The sequence below is a fragment of the Chryseolinea soli genome (genome assembly GCF_003589925.1).
GTDB lineage: Bacteria > Bacteroidota > Bacteroidia > Cytophagales > Cyclobacteriaceae > Chryseolinea > Chryseolinea soli.
In genome coordinates, this window is sequence record NZ_CP032382.1 from 6,347,894 (window position 1) to 6,366,466 (window position 18,573).

The 18,573-nt window shown below is 51.7% G+C and carries 17 protein-coding genes; 8 read left to right on the plus strand and 9 right to left on the minus strand.

The annotated features are described in order from the left end of the window. A complete protein-coding gene (locus tag D4L85_RS26450) occupies positions 1-906 on the plus strand; it encodes a Gfo/Idh/MocA family protein (RefSeq protein ID WP_119757125.1) in 906 nt (301 codons plus the stop codon). Between the two features lie 90 nt (positions 907-996). Here the strand turns inward: D4L85_RS26450 and D4L85_RS26455 are convergent, their stop codons facing one another. Then, positions 997-1,680 (minus strand): DUF3800 domain-containing protein, encoded by a 684-nt coding sequence (locus tag D4L85_RS26455; RefSeq protein ID WP_119757126.1) that lies wholly within the window; start codon positions 1,678-1,680, stop codon positions 997-999. A 383-nt stretch (positions 1,681-2,063) separates the two neighbouring features. Here D4L85_RS26455 and D4L85_RS26460 point away from each other — a divergent pair, with 383 nt between their 5' ends. From D4L85_RS26460 to D4L85_RS26470, 3 genes are all read left to right on the plus strand, one after another. Then, positions 2,064-2,474: an RrF2 family transcriptional regulator gene (locus tag D4L85_RS26460; protein ID WP_119757127.1), complete on the plus strand. Its 411-nt coding sequence runs from the start codon at positions 2,064-2,066 to the stop codon at positions 2,472-2,474. Between the two features lie 69 nt (positions 2,475-2,543). Further along, positions 2,544-3,197: an NAD(P)-dependent oxidoreductase gene (locus D4L85_RS26465; RefSeq protein ID WP_119757128.1), complete on the plus strand. Its 654-nt coding sequence runs from the start codon at positions 2,544-2,546 to the stop codon at positions 3,195-3,197. A gap of 68 nt (positions 3,198-3,265) precedes the next feature. After that, entirely contained in the window at positions 3,266-4,126 is an 861-nt protein-coding gene (locus tag D4L85_RS26470; RefSeq protein ID WP_119757129.1) for an alpha/beta fold hydrolase, read from the plus strand. Positions 4,127-4,129: 3 nt separating this feature from the next. Here D4L85_RS26470 and D4L85_RS26475 read toward each other — a convergent pair whose 3' ends face one another. The 6 genes from D4L85_RS26475 to D4L85_RS26505 all read right to left on the minus strand — a co-directional run bounded on the left by D4L85_RS26475 (position 4,130) and on the right by D4L85_RS26505 (position 10,270). Further along, entirely contained in the window at positions 4,130-4,540 is a 411-nt protein-coding gene (locus tag D4L85_RS26475; RefSeq protein ID WP_119757130.1) for a hypothetical protein, read from the minus strand. Between the two features lie 244 nt (positions 4,541-4,784). Further along, entirely contained in the window at positions 4,785-5,102 is a 318-nt protein-coding gene (locus D4L85_RS26480; RefSeq protein ID WP_119757131.1) for a phosphoribosylpyrophosphate synthetase, read from the minus strand. A gap of 117 nt (positions 5,103-5,219) precedes the next feature. Continuing rightward, positions 5,220-6,731, minus strand: a complete 1,512-nt coding sequence (locus D4L85_RS26485) for a caspase family protein (protein ID WP_119757132.1) — start codon at positions 6,729-6,731, stop codon at positions 5,220-5,222. Positions 6,732-6,760: 29 nt separating this feature from the next. Then, entirely contained in the window at positions 6,761-7,684 is a 924-nt protein-coding gene (locus tag D4L85_RS26490) for a hypothetical protein (RefSeq protein ID WP_119757133.1), read from the minus strand. 70 nt (positions 7,685-7,754) lie between these two features. Then, complete coding sequence (locus D4L85_RS26495) at positions 7,755-9,185, minus strand: caspase family protein (protein WP_119757134.1); 1,431 nt, start codon at positions 9,183-9,185, stop codon at positions 7,755-7,757. Positions 9,186-9,640: 455 nt separating this feature from the next. Next, positions 9,641-10,270 (minus strand): TetR/AcrR family transcriptional regulator, encoded by a 630-nt coding sequence (locus tag D4L85_RS26505; RefSeq protein ID WP_119757136.1) that lies wholly within the window; start codon positions 10,268-10,270, stop codon positions 9,641-9,643. 135 nt (positions 10,271-10,405) lie between these two features. Here D4L85_RS26505 and ggt point away from each other — a divergent pair, with 135 nt between their 5' ends. From ggt to D4L85_RS26520, 3 genes are all read left to right on the plus strand, one after another. After that, the gene (gene ggt, locus D4L85_RS26510; RefSeq protein WP_228450642.1) at positions 10,406-12,037 is read left to right on the plus strand and encodes a gamma-glutamyltransferase; all 1,632 of its coding nucleotides are present in this window, start codon (positions 10,406-10,408) and stop codon (positions 12,035-12,037) included. A gap of 145 nt (positions 12,038-12,182) precedes the next feature. Then, complete coding sequence (locus D4L85_RS26515; RefSeq protein WP_160144017.1) at positions 12,183-13,223, plus strand: sensor histidine kinase; 1,041 nt, start codon at positions 12,183-12,185, stop codon at positions 13,221-13,223. 11 nt (positions 13,224-13,234) lie between these two features. Then, positions 13,235-13,945, plus strand: coding sequence for a LytR/AlgR family response regulator transcription factor (locus tag D4L85_RS26520; RefSeq protein ID WP_119757139.1), 711 nt, complete (start codon positions 13,235-13,237; stop codon positions 13,943-13,945). A gap of 30 nt (positions 13,946-13,975) precedes the next feature. Here D4L85_RS26520 and D4L85_RS26525 read toward each other — a convergent pair whose 3' ends face one another. Beyond that, the gene (locus tag D4L85_RS26525; protein WP_335621951.1) at positions 13,976-14,683 is read right to left on the minus strand and encodes an RNA methyltransferase; all 708 of its coding nucleotides are present in this window, start codon (positions 14,681-14,683) and stop codon (positions 13,976-13,978) included. A gap of 112 nt (positions 14,684-14,795) precedes the next feature. On the opposite strand from D4L85_RS26525, the gene tamL reads away from it, so the two are divergent. After that, the gene (gene tamL / locus D4L85_RS26530) at positions 14,796-17,222 is read left to right on the plus strand and encodes a translocation and assembly module lipoprotein TamL (RefSeq protein ID WP_119757141.1); all 2,427 of its coding nucleotides are present in this window, start codon (positions 14,796-14,798) and stop codon (positions 17,220-17,222) included. Positions 17,223-17,256: 34 nt separating this feature from the next. On the opposite strand, the gene D4L85_RS26535 is transcribed toward tamL, so the two are convergent. Continuing rightward, the gene (locus D4L85_RS26535; RefSeq protein WP_119757142.1) at positions 17,257-18,456 is read right to left on the minus strand and encodes a T9SS type A sorting domain-containing protein; all 1,200 of its coding nucleotides are present in this window, start codon (positions 18,454-18,456) and stop codon (positions 17,257-17,259) included. Positions 18,457-18,573: the final 117 nt, after the last annotated feature.

An 18,573-nucleotide genomic window follows, 5' to 3' on the forward strand; every position in this document is an offset into this window, starting at 1 on the left:
ATGTTAAAAATAGGAATAGTCGGTCTGGGCGACATTGCGCTAAAGGCCTATCTCCCGGTGATCAGCACCCGGGATGTCGAAGTTCATCTCTGCACCCGGAACGAAGCGCAGCTAAAAAAAATTGGTGCGCAATACCGGTTCAATCATTTGCATCGCACGGTGGAGTCGCTTATTCAAAGTGGCGTTACAGGTGTGTTCGTGCATACGGCAACAGCATCGCACGAGGCGATTGTGGAGCAGCTCCTGTTTAACAACATTCATGTTTATGTGGACAAGCCCCTTACCTACCATTACGCTTCCGCGGAAAAACTGACGGGGCTGGCCACAAAAAACAATCTCCAGCTTCACGTCGGGTTCAACCGGAGGTTTGCGCCCGCGTATCAATATGCGGGCGCACTCCCGTCTGCAAATCTCATGGTCCTGCAAAAAAACCGGAGCTATTTACCCGGCGAGGTCCGGACGTTTATTTTTGATGATTTTATTCACGTCGTCGACACACTGCTCTACTTGTTCCCCCACCCGATCGAAAAAATGATCGTCAATGGCAAAAAGAAAGACGGGCTTCTGAATCACGTCGTCGTCCAGTTCATTGCTGCCGACGGCACGACGGCGATCGGTATTATGAATCGCGACAGTGGCACCGTGGAAGAACGTTTGGAGGTCGCTAGTCCGGACGAGAAGCGGGTTGTCGTTAACTTGACGGATGTCACCGTATATCGCGACAGGAACGAGACGCACATTGTGCGCGACGATTGGGAACCTACGTTGCGGAAGCGGGGCTTTGATCAGGTTGTTGATCATTTTTTGCAGGCTTTGAAATCAGGCTCATCGCATCCAATTTCTACACCCGATTTCTTGTTCACGCATAAAATCTGCGAGCAGATCGTGGAGCAGTTGAAGGATTGAGGTTTGAGTCAGCCAACATTGCTTTATTGGTCTCGCGTCTCCATTTGGAGTGGGGCGATACTGAAAGCCGTTCAAGTTTCAAATGCGTATTCATGCTGGTTGTCCGGAGTGCTTCTCGAAGAACAGCGATTTTTCAAAAAAGTGGGTCCCCATCAGTTTCGAAAGTTCACGATACGCTTCCGATCTGCCGTGCTCATGATGTCTCCATACAAAGTTCGCCAACCAATCGGCCAGCCAGATCCCTTGATTTTTGTCGCTCGAATCATACGAGCACCGAATATCGACATCCAAATTCAGGTCGCCCCAACATTTGGTTTTGATGTAATCGTTGAAGCTGTTTCCACTGTTCACCTTGATGGTCCTCCTGTCGAGGATCAGCTCGATGGTTTTATAATGCTTCAAGGTATCCGGCAGCAGCACGCCAAGCATATAGTTGTAGAAAATGTTTCTGTCTTTTCGAAGAGGGAGATAGACTTTCTCCTTTCTGGCGGTGATAGCGATAATCTTGAATGACCTGGCCTTGTTATAAATGGCGTTCAGGTTTCGAATGATGTAGGTAGCATCTTCTTCAGAGAAATTGGCGCCTTTCTTTTCCTGCTTGGGTGTCAGACTGTATTTAGCATACAGATGAGCGATCTGGCGCTTGATGTATTTTATTTCTGCCTCGTCGATCACGATGCCTGCAATGGTGATGAATCTGCTGGAACCTCCTGAGTTGTTCGGCCTATCGAAAGTCCACCCAAGGTCGCCGCTCTCGTCTAAAAAAATTTGCATAAAAAAAGGGCTGAATTTTTTGATTCAGCCCTACGTATAAATGTCTTTAGAAAAGATAGCCCCAAGGAGCGATGCAGGTTACACTACATTTATGGCAGATGTTTCACTCCCACACTTGACTTGGCATTACCTATCACACGTAAAAGTAGATTTAATTTTCTCAATTTTCCACTTGCAGCCATCAGAAGACGATTAACTGACTGACTATCAGTAGATTTTTTTCCAAGAAAAATTCCTTTTTACGATTCCAGTCACGAATGGCGGCTTTCCTAGTGCCCCGAAGCACAACTTCCTGGAGTCAGGAAAAAAAATATACTAAAATATTTCAACACCCCGGAACCAAATAAAGCCCTACCTTGTACTGTAATAAATAACATTACAGAATGAACAACGGCCGCTTTTCGATATCCCTCCACATCCTGACCCTGCTGGAGATGCTTTCGAACGAGCTTTTGACGTCGGATTATATCGCCGGAAGCATCAACATCAACCCGGTGTTGGTGCGCAAGGAGATCAGCAACCTGAAACAGCATGGGTTGGTGGAAAGCAAGGAAGGAAAAGCCGGTGGCTATGCCTTGGCCAAGCCCGCCCGCCAGATCCGGCTTTCGGATGTGTACCAGGCCGTACGACAGGCCCCTTTACTGGGGACCGCCAAGAACTTGCCCAATCCATCCTGTCTGGTGGGCAAACAGATCAACAAACACCTCGATGCGCTTTATGCCGACGCAGAAGACGCGGTCATAAAAAAATTGGGCAAGACTACCCTGGCCGATTTCACCAAGCAGTTTGCTTGATTTTTTTTAAACAAAACTGTAACAATAATTATTACAATAAACAAATTTCCACAATTAAAACTCAACTTTATGAAAATTGCATTGATCGGCGCTTCCGGATTTGTTGGTTCACACGTGCTGGCAGAAGCCTTGCAGCGCGGACACTCGGTGACGGCCATTGTTCGTCATCCCGAAAAGATCACTACCGTGCATCCCCGTCTCACCGTAAAAAAGGGTGATATTCTCCAAGACGACGAGGTGGCAGCCCTCGTAAAAGGTCACGATGCCGTAGTGGGTGCCTACAATCCGGGATGGGGCAATCCGAACATTTACAACGAATTCCTGGAGGGCTCGCAAGCCATTCAGCGCGGCGTGAAAAAATCGGGTGTGAAACGGTTGTTGACCATTGGCGGAGCGGGTAGCCTGGAAGTGGCGCCAGGACTGCAATTGGTAGATACCCCGGAGTTCCCTGCCGAATACAAAGCCGGTGCCCAGGCCGCCCGGGATTACCTGAACATCATCCGGAAAGAAGATCAGCTCGACTGGACCTTCCTCAGCCCCGCCATCCTCATGCACCCCGGCATCAAAGACGGCCGCACGGGAAAATACCGGACCAACACCAACCAACCTGTCTTCGATGCCAAAGGCGAGAGCCGTCTTTCGGTGGAAGACCTCAGTGTAGTGATCCTCGACGAATTGGAGAACAACCGGTTCGTTCGTCAGCGGTTCACTGCGGCATACTAAGACTATCTGTTTCTGTTCAACACCAAAGCGCTTTGGAAAGCCAAAGCGCTTCCTATCCCCCTTTAAATATGTCAACCCTTCGTTATAAAACCATTGTCATTGACGGGATCTCTATTTTTTACCGCGAAGCCGGAGATCCCAACCACCCTACCCTATTGTTATTGCACGGCTTTCCTTCGTCCTCACACATGTATCGTGACCTGATCCGCGACCTGGGCGACCGCTATCATATCATCGCCCCCGACTATCCCGGCTTTGGAAACAGCGACATGCCAGCCCGTGAACGCTTTGCCTACACGTTCGACAACCTGTCGGCGGTCATGGAAAAATTCATCGATGCCTTGAAGCTTACCCGCTTTGCGTTGTACATGCAAGACTATGGAGCACCCGTGGGCTATCGCATCGCCGTACGGCGGCCGGAACTGGTCCGGGCCCTGATCCTTCAAAACGGAAATGCCTATGAAGAAGGCCTGGGGCCGGCGATCGACGACGGCAAACGCTTCTGGGCCAACCGGAATGCGGAAACCGAAAATGCGATGCGTGGTGCCCTTACGTTGGAGGGCACAAAATTTCAATACCTGCACGGGGTGGAAGATCCTTCGAAGATCAGCCCGGATGCCTATCATCACGATCAGTATTTCCTGGACCGGCCGGGGAATGCGGCGATCCAGTTGGATTTGTTATACGACTACCGGAACAATATCAAACAATATCCGGCCTGGCATCAATATTTGCGGGAACGCCAACCGCCGGCGCTGATTACCTGGGGAAAAAATGATCCATTCTTTACAGACAAAGGCGCGCTGGCCTATTTGCGCGATCTACCGGAGGCAGAAGTCCATTTTTTGAACACGGGGCATTTCGCCCTGGAGGAGTTTCATGAACAGATCGCGGAATACATCGATGTCTTTCTGAAGAAAATCCCGTAATCCCTAGTTGCCAATGATGGCATTGAGGATCTCCGGATTTAACGCGATGGTGCTCTTATCGACACCGTAAAAGAGAACATACGCTCCAAACAAGGCCTCCAGCATTTTACGACGAAGCTCAAGCTTTTTTTGTTGCAGCAACGAGGTTTGCTTCTGGTCGTCTTTTGTGTTGTTTTGTTTGAAGATGAGTTCCCGGTATTCATTGACCATCTGCATCATCGAGTAGTTTGCCCGGGAGGCAGCCAACGAGAAAAGATAATCGTCGTCGAGAACTTTGAGCGTATGACGCCCCTTGAGGTTGCCGATCGTTTGCTTCAGATTATTTTTATACACCGTGGTTTGGGAACGTTTCAGCCGGGTGTATTCCTCGAGTGAGAATTTTTTGTTGAGATCCAATACTAGGTCTTCCATCATGATTTGAATTCGAAATTGTTTTGATGCACCGCTAAAACGGTTTGTTTTCCGCTACCACAAGTTTTGGGAAACTTTGCTAAAAAAATATAACCTTTTTCAACCGATGCGGTTAGATGTACAGAAAAATAAAACGCCTTTGTAACTCTCAATAAAACGTATTAAAGTAAACCGTTGTTCTGATTCGCTCTGAATTATTAAAGCCCAAGGAAAACGGTAGTCGTAAGGCTGCCGTTTTTCGTTTTTTTTAGCCTTGATAGGTGCTCCGGTCGATCTGCAGCTTCTTTATCATATCGGTGCTAATGGATTCGGCATAGGCACCATAGGCATCCACCAGCAGGCCTTTGGTTCCGGAAGTAGACGAGACGGCATACAGCACAGCGCTGTCGTCAGGGTTGGTCATGCCTTCAAAGCGATGTACTTCGTCCACATGAAACTCTTCGGGCCGGAACTTGACATTCAGGGGTGCGCATTCGATCCATTCCGGGTGAAGGTTGAAATCATTGGTATACCCCGCCCCTTTCAAGGCGTTGATGGCCTGGGAGAGTGTTTCAAATGTTTTCATATGCGTTGAAGCTATTTATGTGCCGAGGGGTTCAGGTACCCGGATCGCCATCTTCCGGTAGGATTACGGTAAAGGTAAGACCATTTTTTGTGGCTTTGCAAAAAATCCATGAGCGGCTTATCGCGTCTCGGGGAATTTAAAATAGAATTCACCGATAATGTTGGAGCTATCCCACGTGTTTTGCTTGTTGGCCGAAAGCCGGAGCACACTTTGGCGCACCTCCTTGAAAACCTGCTCGATGGTTAGCCCGGGCTTGCGCATGGCTTTAAGGAGTTCCTGGGTATACAGCCCATTGCGCCCCGGCCCGTCTGACGCAATAGAGCCCGGAGCGGTGGCATAGGCGATGAACGACCCGCGGGCGCGGCGCATCTCCATGAGGCCCTGCTCGCCCAGGGACCGGCTCAGGGCGGGGAACGGGTTGTTGCGGCAGGCGTCCAGGATCACGATGTTCATGCGGGAATTGGAGCGCTCCATGTTGGCCAGCACCATGCGCTGCACGGGAAAGCAATAGCGCGCAATGTCGTCCTCGAACTCGATCATGGCATCGATGGGCACCAGGTAGTTCTCGTCATCGCGCTGCAAACCGTGTCCGGCGTAGTAGAACAGCGACACGGTCTTGTCGCGTTCGCCGGCGTCCACCTTCTCTTTGAAACGGAGCATGGCGGCACGCATTTGTCCATAGGTGGCATTGGTGAGCAGTTGCACCTCGAAGTTGGAGTTCTGCAATTCCTTGGCGAAATCGGTTGCATCGTTCACGGGATTCTTCAAAACACCGATGCTCTTGGGGTAGTTGCTGTTGCCGATCACGAGGGCATAGCGTTTTTCATCCTTATAAAAATCAGCAACAGAAGGCGTTGCCACCACGGGTACCGCCGCCGCTACCACCTTGTCTTGGGTCACCGGGGTTGTGGTTGACGGCACAGCGTCCTGCTTTGCCGTCGTGTGGGCCGGCTCGTCCTTTTTGGCCACGACGGGATCTTTTTTAACGGACTCGTCCTTTTTTACCCCGGTGTCTTTCTTCGTCTCGGGGGTATTAGCCGGTTGATTGACGGGGGGCCCTGCGACCGCTGTATTCCGGCCGGCCACGTTTTGCTTGTCCAGTTTTTCGAGGTCGCGCCGGATGTCGGCGTTGTTGGGTTGCAGGGTGGCACCGCTCTTGAGATCGGCAACCGCCAACGCGATCTGCCCGAGCTTGGTGTACAGCTGGCTCCGTTCGTAGAGAAGCTTCGCTTTTGCTTCGGCATTAGCATCCAACTCCCGGAGCGCACTGGTGTAGGCCCCTACCGCTTCTTTGGTGTCGCCGGTTTTGTCATAGCTTTTGGCCACAAACCAATAGATGTTGCCTTTGTTGGGATGGTCGAGCAGAACGGCTTCTTCAAAATCGGCGACGGCGTTTTTGAAATCGTTGGTCTTGTAATAGGAAAGCGCCCGCAGGTAAAACACCTCGCCGTCCATCGACTTGTCGCGGGTGGCTTTGCCGAGGTATTCTGAAAAGTTTTTGATGGCCTCCGCATATTGGCCCGACGTGTAGCTGTCGTGGCCTTTCTCATAGAGCTTGAATTGCGCCGCGGCAGATTGCCATAGCCCCAGCGTTAGAAACAAAATAGTGGTAAGCTTCCCGGTTTTCATCTCACGTCACGTGTCAAATTGTTCTCTGCTTAGAAATTATAAGAGGCTCCTACTTGTATGTTCAGCGATGGAAATCCCTTTTTAACAATCGGAAACTCGTCTTTTGCGTAGTCCGTCACCGTTTTGTTATACGCTTGCGTGCTGACATACGACACTGGGAATGTATAGCCAATCGCGGCCTGTAGAAAGAACGAAAAGGATTTCGTGGGCATCACTTCAACGCCTGGGCCAAGAAAGACTCCGCCGGTCACTTTCGTTTCCGATTTTAAAGCATCATATTTTTCCGGGCCCCATTTGCTGGTATAGCCATCGGCATAATAAGTATTATCGCCCTGATTATAGTATAAGATATCGTCCGCCGTGGTCGCGGTGTTGTTGTCGTCTTCAAAGGTTTCATAGGTGTATCGCGCGTCGGAACCGTGCACGGCTTTCCGCGAGGATATGCTGACAAAGGGTTTCACAAAACCGTAGACGGAGATCTTTGTATTGTCTTTTACCGGAATGAAATTCACTTTTACATTCACCGCCAAGGAGGTAAGGCTCAGGTCTCCGCCTTCCAGATTGAGCAGATAACCATAGCCGTAAGTCAGGGACGGGAACGCATACTTGGTACGCCAATCGTTCGGGTCTCCGGATCCTTTATACAGGGCATCGCCCGTGATATCTTTTGGATTCGTGACCGTAGGGTCATATTGAAAACTTTGGTACGACACGGAGGGACCGATGGAGAGCACTCGATTTAGTCGCTTCAAAAATCCCAGTTCGATATTATAGCCAACGCTGTAATCACCGATGTTTTTTCCGAAGGTGAAGGAAGGCCCAATCCCTAAAAACAGGCCCTTGCTTTTATCGATCCGTTCACGTTTAACGATGGCACCTTCATCCTGGGCCGAAAGAGTAAGAACACACGCGGTCAACAGGCATGTGCACACCAAGCTTAGAGTATTCTTCATACAGAGGGGTTTTGATTAAAGCAACTATACCAACTCGCCGCAATACACCGTCAGGCTCCAAGTCGCCGGCCTATTGCAGCTTGAAATAAAATTCTCCAATGATGTTCGAACTGTCCCAGGTGTACTGCTTGTCGCCCGACAGGCGGAGTACATTCATGCGCACGTCTTTAAACACTTGTTCGATGGTGAGGCTCGGTTTCTTCAGGGCTTTCAGCAGCTCCTGCGTGTAGAGACCGTTGCGGCCGTTGCCATCGGAGGCTACGGAGCCCGGTGCCGTGGCATAGGCAATGAATGATCCACGGGCCCGTTTCATTTCGCCCAAGCCCGACCCGATAGACCGCGAAGTAGCGGGGAACGGATTGTTGCGGCAGGCGTCCAGGATCACGATGTTCATGCGCGAATTGGAACGCTCCATGTTGGCCAGCACCATGCGTTGCACGGGAAAGCACATGCGCGCGATGTCGTCTTCAAATTTCACATCGGCGTCGATCGGCACCAGGTAGTTTTCGTCCTGGTATTGCACGCCGTGGCCGGCATAGTAGAACAGGCCCACCGTTTGATCGCGCGGCCCGTTAGTGAGCTTTTCGTGAAACTTGCGCATCGCTTCACGCAATTGCACATAGGTGGCGTTGGTCAACAATTGCACTTCAAAATTTGATCGTCTCAATTCCGTTGCCACGTCGGTGGCATCGTTCACAGGATTTTTGAGGATGCCGATATCTTTATTGTAGTTGCTGTTGCCGATCACCAGCGCGTAGCGTTTTTCATCTCTATAGGTTGCCGCGATGGCCGACACCACTTCCGCGTTGGCCGCGGGCTGAGAAGCCGGCTGCGACACGGGTTGTGTAGTCTGCTGTTGATCTTTTACCGCGGGCGTCTCCGTCTTTTTGTTTTGTGGATTACTCTTCATGATCACCTGCGTTTTGCGCTCCTCGCCGGCGGCACGGTTCGTGGCCGGGGTGGAGGCCGAGGCGCTGGCAAGGGTAGTGCCGGCTACTTCGGGATTGGAAGGATCCAGCTGCTTGGCCTGGGCCAGGTCGTGGTCGGCACCGGCCTTGTCGCCATTGCGGGCCAGGAATTGGGCGCGGTCGGCCAGGATGCGGGCGGTGGTCTTTTTGTTGTTTTGGGCTGCGTCGAGGGCCTCTTTGTAGAGCGATGTGGCCTCGGTTGTTTTGCCGAGTTTGTCGGAGCAGCGGGCTTTATACCAATAAATTACGCCTTTATTATAGGGATTGAGCGTGAGGCAATGGTCCAGGTCACTCAGCGATTCGCTGTATTTGTTGACGTGGAAATAAGATTGGCCGCGATAGAAATAGAGGTCCTCGTCAAAGCGTTTATCATGGGACGGCTTTGCGAGCAGGGCGGAAAATTTGTCGATCACCTCCTGGTACTCCTTGTTGCGGAATTGGGCCACGCCGGCATCAAATTCTTTGGAGTCCTGGGCCTGCACAAGGGTGATGGCCCATATGAAAACACACAGACTAGACAAGATCTGCTTCATATAGTTGAGTAGTAGGTTATATCAAAGGTAGTTATACGGCAAAAATTAATGAACCGTTTCTCAAAAGAGTTATCGCACCCGTAATGCAAAAAGTGGTATTTTTAGGCGATTTGGAATCCATGAGAAGACTATTCCTATTTTTTTTCGTCACGCTCACCCTTTGTATGTCCGCCTGCAGCCCCAAGTCCAATTCAACCGTTTCGGTGGTAAAGCCCAAATATCACCACCGTTGGTACGACCGCAAAAAGGACCGCCATACCAAGCGCACGAAGACCATAAAAATGAAAAGTTAGCCCTCCTTCGCTAAAGCTTCGGCGGGCAAGCCCTCGCCTTCGCTAAAGCTTCGACGGGCAAGCCTCGCCTTCCTTAAAGCTTCGGCGGGCAAGCCTCGCCTTCCTTAAAGCTTCGGCGGGTAAGCCTCGGCTTCCTTAAAGCGGCGAGCAAGGAGTTAAAAATCACGCAATTCCCTTCATCAGAAGGTCCACATTCTTTCTAAAAAAGAGCTTTAGCGGACTCTGTTGCCCCAGGTGCCCCATGACGATACCGCCGATGAATACGGACATGATGAGGTTGGTGATCTCGCGGGTGTGAATAAATTTGGTGATCTCCTTCCGGAAAATCGCCTCCAGCGTAAATTTTTCGAACATCTGGTCGGTCGACATGATCTCGACGGAGGTGATATTGGTGATCTCCGGGAAAAGCAGCTTCTTTTCTTCCGGCTTCACGGGAAAGGGTTTGGGTGGGCGTTTGAAATCCGACAGGTATCCCATCAGGCTGAGCCAAAGACCGGGGTGTTCTTCGCAGCCTTCGCTTAATTTATCGAAGAGGTAATAGATCCCCACCAATCCTTCTTTGGGTTTCTGGGCCAGCTCCACCGAACGGGTGAGGCACCATACGCGGAAGTAATATAAGAGAATGTCTTCCTTTTGGGGAAAGTATTTGAACAAGGTAACTTTTGAGATCTTCACCTTCGCGCAAATATCCTCCACATACAAATCGTCAAATGATTTTCTGCCTATTAATCTCAAGGTGTGGTCAAGCACGTGCACCTTCAATCGAGCGGCCTTTTCTTTTCGCAGGCTCATGTACTATGCTTAATAAGTTTTTTATAAAGTTTCTCTGGAATTAATACTTTTATAACGACTAAACCAATAGCCCCAATGATGAATCGCGTATTTCCGCTTTTACTTGCCATAACACTAGTTGCCTGTAAACCGGCAATGCGAAAGGAAAGCATCAACGGACGCATCACCGACTCGGCTATGGTGGTCTGTGCCCATCCCTTGGCGGCCCAAATCGGCGCTGCTATTTTGCGCAAGGGGGGCCATGCCGTTGACGCGGCCATCGCCACCCAACTCGCGCTGGCCGTGGTCTATCCGTCGGCGGGCAACCTCGGCGGTGGCGGCTTCCTGTTGTTGCGCGAACACGACGGCACACTGGCCGCACTCGACTACCGCGAAATGGCGCCGGCCTCGGCGGCCACCACCATGTACTTGGACGAGAGCGGCAACATCATCGATGGCCTCAGCTCGAAGGGCCACCGCTCGCACGGTGTGCCCGGAACGGTTGCCGGACTCATCGCCGCGCATGCCAAATACGGCAAGCTGCCGTGGAAAGAACTCGTTGAACCCGCTATCGCCCTTGCCCTGAACGGCTTCGCCCTGACGGAAAAAGAAGCCGACGGCCTCCATGGTATTCAACAGGATCTTAAAGAAAACAATGTCGTGCCGCCATTGTTTTTTCTGAAGGACAACTGGCAGGCTGGCGACAGCCTTTTCCTGACCGACCTCGGCCATACCCTGGAGCGCATCCGCGACCTCGGTGCAGCCGGCTTCTACGAAGGCCCAACCGCCGACAGCATCGTGGCTGAAATGAAACGCGGTGGCGGCCTCATCACGCACGACGATCTGAAGGGCTACAAAGCCATCTGGCGAACACCCCTTACCGGCACCTATAAGGACTACAAGATCATCTCCATGCCACCGCCGTCCAGCGGTGGGGTGGCATTGTTGCAACTCCTCAAATCGGTAGAGCCCTACCCGATCAACGACTGGGGACACAACACCGCCAAGACGATCCACCTGATGACCGAAGCGGAACGACGCGCCTATGCCGATCGCTCGGTATACTTGGGTGACCCGGATTTCTACAACGTGCCCGTGGCCCGGCTCACCGACAAACTCTACATCGACCAGCGGATGCGCGACTATGACCCCGAACATGCCACGCCCAGCGGCAACATCAAGGAAGGCATGATCTCCACCATAGAATCCGAGCAGACCACCCACCTCTCCATCGTCGATGCCCAGGGCAACGCCGTTTCCGTGACGACCACGCTCAACGACAGCTATGGGTCCAAAGTGGTGGTGAGCGGTGCAGGCTTCCTGCTGAACGATGAAATGGATGACTTCAGCATCAAACCCGGCGTTCCCAACATGTATGGCGCGATCGGCGGTGAAGCCAACAAGATCGAGCCCGGCAAACGCATGCTCAGTTCCATGACACCGACGATCGTCGAAAAAGATGGAAAACTCTTCATGGTCGTCGGCACACCCGGAGGTACCACCATCATCACCTCCGTTTTTCAAATCATTGTCGACGTGCTCGACCATCGCATGACCATGCAGGAGGCCGTGGACGCCAAGCGCTTCCACAGCCAGTGGCTCCCCGACACCATCGCCATGGAACACAATGCCATGCTTTCGGATGACAGTCTTACCCTGGTAAAGATGGGCCATGCCTTCCGGCGACGCGGTGGAATTGGCCGCGTGGATGCCATCCTGGTGCTCCCCAACGGCAAACTGGAAGGCGGCGCCGACCACCGCGGCGATGACACCGCCGATGGGTTCTGAGTCATTCGGGGGGTGATGAGCGAAGTTGGTCCGGGAGAGGCCGTCCTTCGGGTATTGTCGAAGTACATCCCCTTTGTTTACCGTATTTTTACCGTCACGATCCCGCGTCCCAAGGACAGGGGATCTATACTTTAAAGCACACGCCTTGCTAAAACGGAGACTCGATTGGCTGCTGCAGAACCGCATTTTACAACACCTTTTATTCTGGGTTTGTCATGTGGTTTTCTATGCTGTGTTGTACGGAAGCTTTGCCGACACGTACAAACAGAATTTCATTGAGGAACTGGAGTATCTGCCCGTAAAGATCATCTTCACTTATTTCACGTTGTATTTTCTGTTGCCTCGCTACTTGTTGCCCGGGAAATATGGTCTGTTCTTCATGTGGCTTGTCCCCTCCTCTTTCCTCGCGGGGATCGTGCAGCGGTACGTCGCATTCAATTTTGACTATCCCTATTATTATCCCGAGGCTCTCAACGATCCATTCTTCTATTTTGCCAAGATCGTGAAGATGGTGGCGTCGATCTATCCGGTCACTTTTTTTGCTGTGGCCATCAAGCTGCTGAAATATTGGTATGCCAACCAGCAGGCACAACAGGTACTGACCAAAGAGAAGCTGGAAGCAGAACTAAAATTTTTGAAGACCCAGATCCATCCGCATTTTTTGTTCAACACCCTCAACAATCTCTATGCGCTCACGCTGAAGAAATCAGACAAGGCACCCGACACGGTGCTGAAGCTTTCGGAGTTGATCAACTATATGCTCTACGAATGCACCAGCGAGCATGTGTTGCTCACGAAGGAGCTCAAGTTCATTCACAATTACATTCACATCGAAAAGATGCGGCATGGCGACAAACTGGATATCGATGTGCGGGTCAACGGCGAGGTGAACGACCGCAAGATCGCGCCGCTCATTTTGTTGCCGTTTGTGGAGAACAGCTTTAAACACGGGGCGAATGAGGAATTGCAACACGCCTGGGTGAAGATCAGCGTCGACATTCAACCGACGGTCACGGTCATTAAAGTGGAGAACAACAAAGCGGCCCTCAACGGCGTGGCGCGCAAGCCCGGCATCGGCATCCAGAATGTGCGACGGAGGCTCGACCTGCTGTACCCGGGGCTTCATGAACTGAAAATTATAAACGGCGAGGAAACTTTCCTGGTCATTCTCACGATTCAGCAATAAACCCGAATACTATGTCCGCGAAGTGCATAATAGTAGACGACGAGCCCCTGGCGATAGAGATCATCGAATCGTACGTAGCCAAAGTGGAGCAACTGGAACTGGCCGGCACCTTTCGCAATGCCATTGCCGCCTTCACGTTCCTGCAACAAAACACGGTGGACCTCATCTTCCTGGACATTCAGATGCCAAAACTTTCCGGCATCGAGTTCCTGAGAACCTTGAAAGATCCTCCCCGGGTGATCTTCACCACCGCCTATCGCGACTATGCCATCGAAGGTTTTGAATTGGAAGTCGTGGATTATCTGCTGAAGCCCATCCCCTTCGATCGCTTTCTGAAAGCGGTAGCGAAATTCATGCACCAACCCACCGCGCTGCCCCTTATCCCCAAAACAGACGCCCTCACCGACGATCACGTCTATTTTAAAGTAGACAAGAAAATGATCAAGACACGCATGGCCGACGTGCTCTATATCGAAAGCATCAAAGACTACGTCAAAGTGAAAACGGCCGATAAGGAGATCATCACGCAACAAAAGATCGGCTACCTTGAAGAGAGTCTGCCCCGTCATCAGTTCCTGCGCATCCACCGCTCGTTCATCATCAACATCGACAAGATCGACGCCTATTCGGCGGTTGGCGTGGAGATTGGCAAACACACCATCCCCATCGGCCGGAATTATAAGAACGATGTGATGAAAGTGTTAACCAAAAATGTATTCTGAAAGAGGACCCCGGTCTGAACGTTCGCGGGTTTAGCGGCTCACGCGCGGCCTGCGCACGTTGTCGCACACCACGGCTGTGGCAATCCCCGCATTCAATGACTCCGCCAGCCCAAAGCGGGGAATGGTGATCTTGTCGGTGATGTATCGCTCCAACGGTGGGGCAATGCCTTTTGACTCGTTGCCGATCACGATGAGACCACCCGCTCCGAAGTCGACCGTGTGCACGTCCTTTCCATCGAGGTAGGTACCAAAGACGCGGTGCGCAGTATCTTTTAAATAGGTAGCGAGATCGGTGTAGAAGACCGACACCCGGGTGAAGGAACCCATGGTGGCGCTGATCACTTTGGGTGCGTAAACATCGGCCGTTTCTTCGGAAGCGATGATCTTGGCGATGCCATACCAATCGGCCGTGCGGATGATGGTGCCCAGGTTGCCCGGGTCGCGCAGATCGTCCAGAACCAGGGCAAATTCGTTGGCAGCCAGGGGAAAGGGCTGGTTGGGCTTTTGCCGGGCCACGGCCAGCGCGGCATCATTCGTTTGAAATTCGCCCAGGCCTTCCAACTCCGAAGGCTTCACCTCGATCACCTCCATTCGCCCGGTGGGCCGATGGCTGGAGAGAAATTCTTCCGTGCCCAACAGCAGTGTCACCTCGAAATCGGAGGCCAACAATTCGCGAACACTCTTTGCTCCTTCCACCAGAAAACATTGTTCCTGTTTGCGGTATTTCTTTATTTGCAAAGATTTAACAAACTTGATTTTAGCTTTTGATAGCATTTTCCACCCCTTGACGACATCGAAGTTCAAATATATAGTCTTGGCGCTTTGGCTTTCCGCATCCCTTTCAGGATGCTTGGGCATAAAGCACCTGAAAGAAAACGAAAAACTGTTGTTCCGCCAAACGATCCAGGCGCCGGGCACCATCAACCAGGAAGACCTCCGGAATTTATACATCCAACGCCCCAACCGTAAGATCCTCGGGACCCCCGTCACCCCCCTGGTGAGCATCTACTATTTTGGTGAACGCCGCTACCACCAGGAGAAGTACATCCGCCGGAAAGAGGCCGTTGAAAAGAAATACGACGATAAGATCGCTTCCACCACGTCGCAGCGCAAGATCAACAACTATCAATTCAAAAAGCTGAAGAAGGTCGACAAGCTCAACGGCTTTATCGAGAACGGCAACGTCTGGATGCAGTGGGGCGAGCCCATCTCGGTGTTCGACAGTGCCAAGGCGGCGATGACCCGCGAACGCTTCCAGGAGTATCTTTTTGGCAAAGGGTATTTTAAAAACAAAGTAACCGAACACGTAGGCAACACCGGCAAGCTCGTGACGGTGAACTACAAAATCGATCCCGGGCAACCTTACTTTGTTGACTCCATCTTCTATGACGTGGCCGACACCGCCGTGCTGCACATCGTGAACGACAATGTCCGTAACAGCTTTATCGTCAAGAACACACGCTACGACCAAGACAACTTTACCAAGGAGCGCGAGCGGTTGGACCTGCTCATGAAGGATTACGGCTACTATGACTTCAACCGCCAGTACATCGACTTCGACATCGACACCACTTTCCGCACACCGGAGCGGAAGATCGCCGTGGTCATCTCCATTAAAGATCCGGCCAAGCGCGGCTATCATAAAAAATTCAACATCGACCAGGTGACCTTTACCACCGACGTGGGAGTGAACGCCCCAGACCAGCAACGCCAGACCCGTTCCTACCGCGACATTCAATACAAATACTACAAGAACCAATACAACCTGAAGATCCTCAGCCAGCGCGTGTTCCTGCAACCTGGCGAAGACTACAGCCGCACCAAGACCCTAAGGACGCAGCAACAACTGGGCAACGTGGAAGCGTTCAAGTTTGTGAACATCAACTACGACACGGCCGGCGGAAAATTTATCGCCAACATCTTCGCCAGCCCGCTCTCGCGCTACGAGTGGACCAACGAGGCCGGGGTGAGTGTGACGCAAGGTTTCCCCGGGCCGTTTTATAATATCTCCTTTAAAAAGCGCAACGTTTTTCACGGCATGGAAACCTTCGACCTGAACGGGCGCTTCGGTTTTGAAGGTGTGGCGTCGGCGACCAGCAGCGAGAACGTGTACAAAAGCACAGAGGCCGGCCTCAATGCCTCGCTCACCTTTCCCCAATTTATCTGGCCTTTTAAGGAACGCCAGCGCTATAAGTTTGCGCAATACAACCCCAAGACCAAATTCACAGCCGGTTATGCCTATACCGACCGCCCGGAATACCGGCGTACAGTGATCTCCGTCAACGGTACCTATACCTGGCAAAGTGCGAACCGGAAGCGATTATATTCACTGATCCCGCTCAACCTTGGCGTGATCGATACGGCCAACCTGTCGCAGAGCTTCCGGGAGCTTTTGCTGAAGCAGCACGATTTGGGGAACAACGCTCTGACCAACTCTTTCCGGCCGTCGTTTGTAAACAGTATCATCTTCGGCATTACCTGGAACCTCAACAATTACGGCAATAAGGAACGCGATTCGTGGTACATCCGTACACAATTGGAAAGCGGTGGGACCATCTGGAATTTTATCAACCCAAAATTTATCACCGATCTCAAGCTGGAATATTTCAAATACATCCGGATGAGCATCGATGTCCGCAAGACTGATCCGCTAAACAAAAACACCGTTCTCGCCTATCGCCTCAATTCCGGGTTTGCCTACTCTTATTCCGACAACGAAAGCTTGCCCTATGAAAAATTCTTCTTTGCCGGAGGTAGCAACAGCCTCCGGGCCTGGCGTCCGCGAAGACTCGGTCCCGGTTCGGCCAAGCCTCCCGAGAGCAAAAATCCAAAGGGCGATGGACTTTATGACTACAGTATCGAGAAGCCTTCGGAGATCCTGATGGAGGCCAGTATCGAGCTGCGTCAAAAATTATTCGGGTTTGTGAATGGCGCCATCTTTATCGATGCCGGCAATGTTTGGAACTTCCGGCCCTCGAACGTGGTGGACGCCGAGGGGAATATCACGCAAGACCGCAGCTCGCAGTTCAGCATCGACCGGTTTTATAAAGAGATCGGCGTGGGCACCGGCTTTGGTTTGCGTTTTGACTTTACCTTCCTCATTCTCCGTTTCGACGTGGGGATGAAGGTGTATGATCCCGCCCGCGACCAGGGCGACCGTTTTGTGTTGGACAAAATCCGCTTCTGGAAACCCTACGCGAAGGAGGCCGCCGATGGGACGTTCTATGGCTATCGCGAGCCCGTTATTTACAACGTGGGGATTGGCTTTCCCTTCTAATGACGAGCCTGGGTTGAAGCAAATACGGGACTCGTCACCGGCTCTCTGTGAAGACGATCCGGTTTAACAAAACCTCATCACCGGTTTTGGTCTTCAGAAAATATACACCCGGTTTGATGTTCCGTATGTTGAATGTTCCGAGCGACGTATGCATCGTGAGATGTGTGATCGTTCTGCCAAAGGCATCCACAAGGGTGTGGGTAGTTTCTTCTCCAGGATTGAAATTGAGACGTATGGTCACCGCATCGCCGGCCGACGGATTGGGATATACATCGATCGCCTTCGAAGACAAGTAGCGCACGGCGACGACATCCGAAAATTCTTCCTTGCCGTCGAAGTCCACAGAATGCAGGCGGTAGTACACATTTCCAATCAGCGGGTTTGGGTCGGTCAGTGAGTAATTTCTCAGCACAGTGCTGTTGCCAAAGGCTTTGACGGCGCCGATGTCGTTGAACACCTGCCCTTCGACCGAGCGTTGAACGGTAAAATAGTCGACGTTGATCTCGGTGGCCGTGGTCCATTTCACCTGCACGGCATCACCGGCAACCGTCGCCTTGAATTGAAACAACTGGACGGGCAGCACCACGTTGCCGCAAAACGCGACAGGCCCGGTACACGTCCGCGATTTCATAGCACCCGGCTGCGCGTTGCTGGTTGAACCTGTACTCACCACGATGTCGCCGGTAACGATCATGGTGGCCGTAGCAGCCATGTTGGCGATCGTATTCTTCCCGGCGGTCAGGTTTCCTTCAATCACAATGGTGGCGTTGTTGCCAATGGTGAAACTGGCATTATCACCTAAATTGACATCCCCTTTAATAACAATTTTCTTATTCGACACAAAGGCGAAGTTGCCGGTAGCGTTAACGCTTCCCCACACGGTGATGACACCCAAGGAAGAGTTCAGGCTTCCCCCCACTGCCGTGACATTTTTTGGCGTGCCCGCCTGGCCAATGTTCAAAACGTCTTGTGCAACAATGGTATTCGACTGCAGATTAACATTCCCAATAGTGTAGGGAAAGAATAGCGACGTGGTGGCGGTTATTCCGGAAGCCGCGTTGAAGGTCACGTCCTCCGTAATGAGGTCGGCAACATTGCCGCCCTGCCAAGTACCTGGGATATGCCACCAGCCCGTGGAAAGAATTTTGGTCTGTGTCTGCCCCGAAGCGTAAGAAACGCAGGAACAGAAGCCGATGCATAACAGGATGCGCGTGAATGTGAAACGGAGAATCATAATGTGTTTTATTAAGTTCCCTGCAAAGAAATTCCACCCCACTGCAATGTATTTGCAGTGCCATGTTCATGTAAGGAAATATGCTAGGACGGTGCGATGGCGAAATGAAATGGCTGT

Coding starts and splice junctions, on each gene's coding strand:
- D4L85_RS26505 (WP_119757136.1), bottom strand. CDS start 10,270: ATGAGCCTGCGAAAAGAAAAGGCCGCTCGATTGAAGGTGCACGTGCTT.
- D4L85_RS26465 (WP_119757128.1), top strand. CDS start 2,544: ATGAAAATTGCATTGATCGGCGCTTCCGGATTTGTTGGTTCACACGTG.
- D4L85_RS26520 (WP_119757139.1), top strand. CDS start 13,235: ATGTCCGCGAAGTGCATAATAGTAGACGACGAGCCCCTGGCGATAGAG.
- ggt (WP_228450642.1), top strand. CDS start 10,406: ATGCGAAAGGAAAGCATCAACGGACGCATCACCGACTCGGCTATGGTG.
- D4L85_RS26470 (WP_119757129.1), top strand. CDS start 3,266: ATGTCAACCCTTCGTTATAAAACCATTGTCATTGACGGGATCTCTATT.
- D4L85_RS26480 (WP_119757131.1), bottom strand. CDS start 5,102: ATGAAAACATTTGAAACACTCTCCCAGGCCATCAACGCCTTGAAAGGG.
- D4L85_RS26535 (WP_119757142.1), bottom strand. CDS start 18,456: ATGATTCTCCGTTTCACATTCACGCGCATCCTGTTATGCATCGGCTTC.
- D4L85_RS26460 (WP_119757127.1), top strand. CDS start 2,064: ATGAACAACGGCCGCTTTTCGATATCCCTCCACATCCTGACCCTGCTG.
- D4L85_RS26450 (WP_119757125.1), top strand. CDS start 1: ATGTTAAAAATAGGAATAGTCGGTCTGGGCGACATTGCGCTAAAGGCC.
- D4L85_RS26490 (WP_119757133.1), bottom strand. CDS start 7,684: ATGAAGAATACTCTAAGCTTGGTGTGCACATGCCTGTTGACCGCGTGT.
- D4L85_RS26485 (WP_119757132.1), bottom strand. CDS start 6,731: ATGAAAACCGGGAAGCTTACCACTATTTTGTTTCTAACGCTGGGGCTA.
- D4L85_RS26455 (WP_119757126.1), bottom strand. CDS start 1,680: ATGCAAATTTTTTTAGACGAGAGCGGCGACCTTGGGTGGACTTTCGAT.
- D4L85_RS26495 (WP_119757134.1), bottom strand. CDS start 9,185: ATGAAGCAGATCTTGTCTAGTCTGTGTGTTTTCATATGGGCCATCACC.
- D4L85_RS26475 (WP_119757130.1), bottom strand. CDS start 4,540: ATGATGGAAGACCTAGTATTGGATCTCAACAAAAAATTCTCACTCGAG.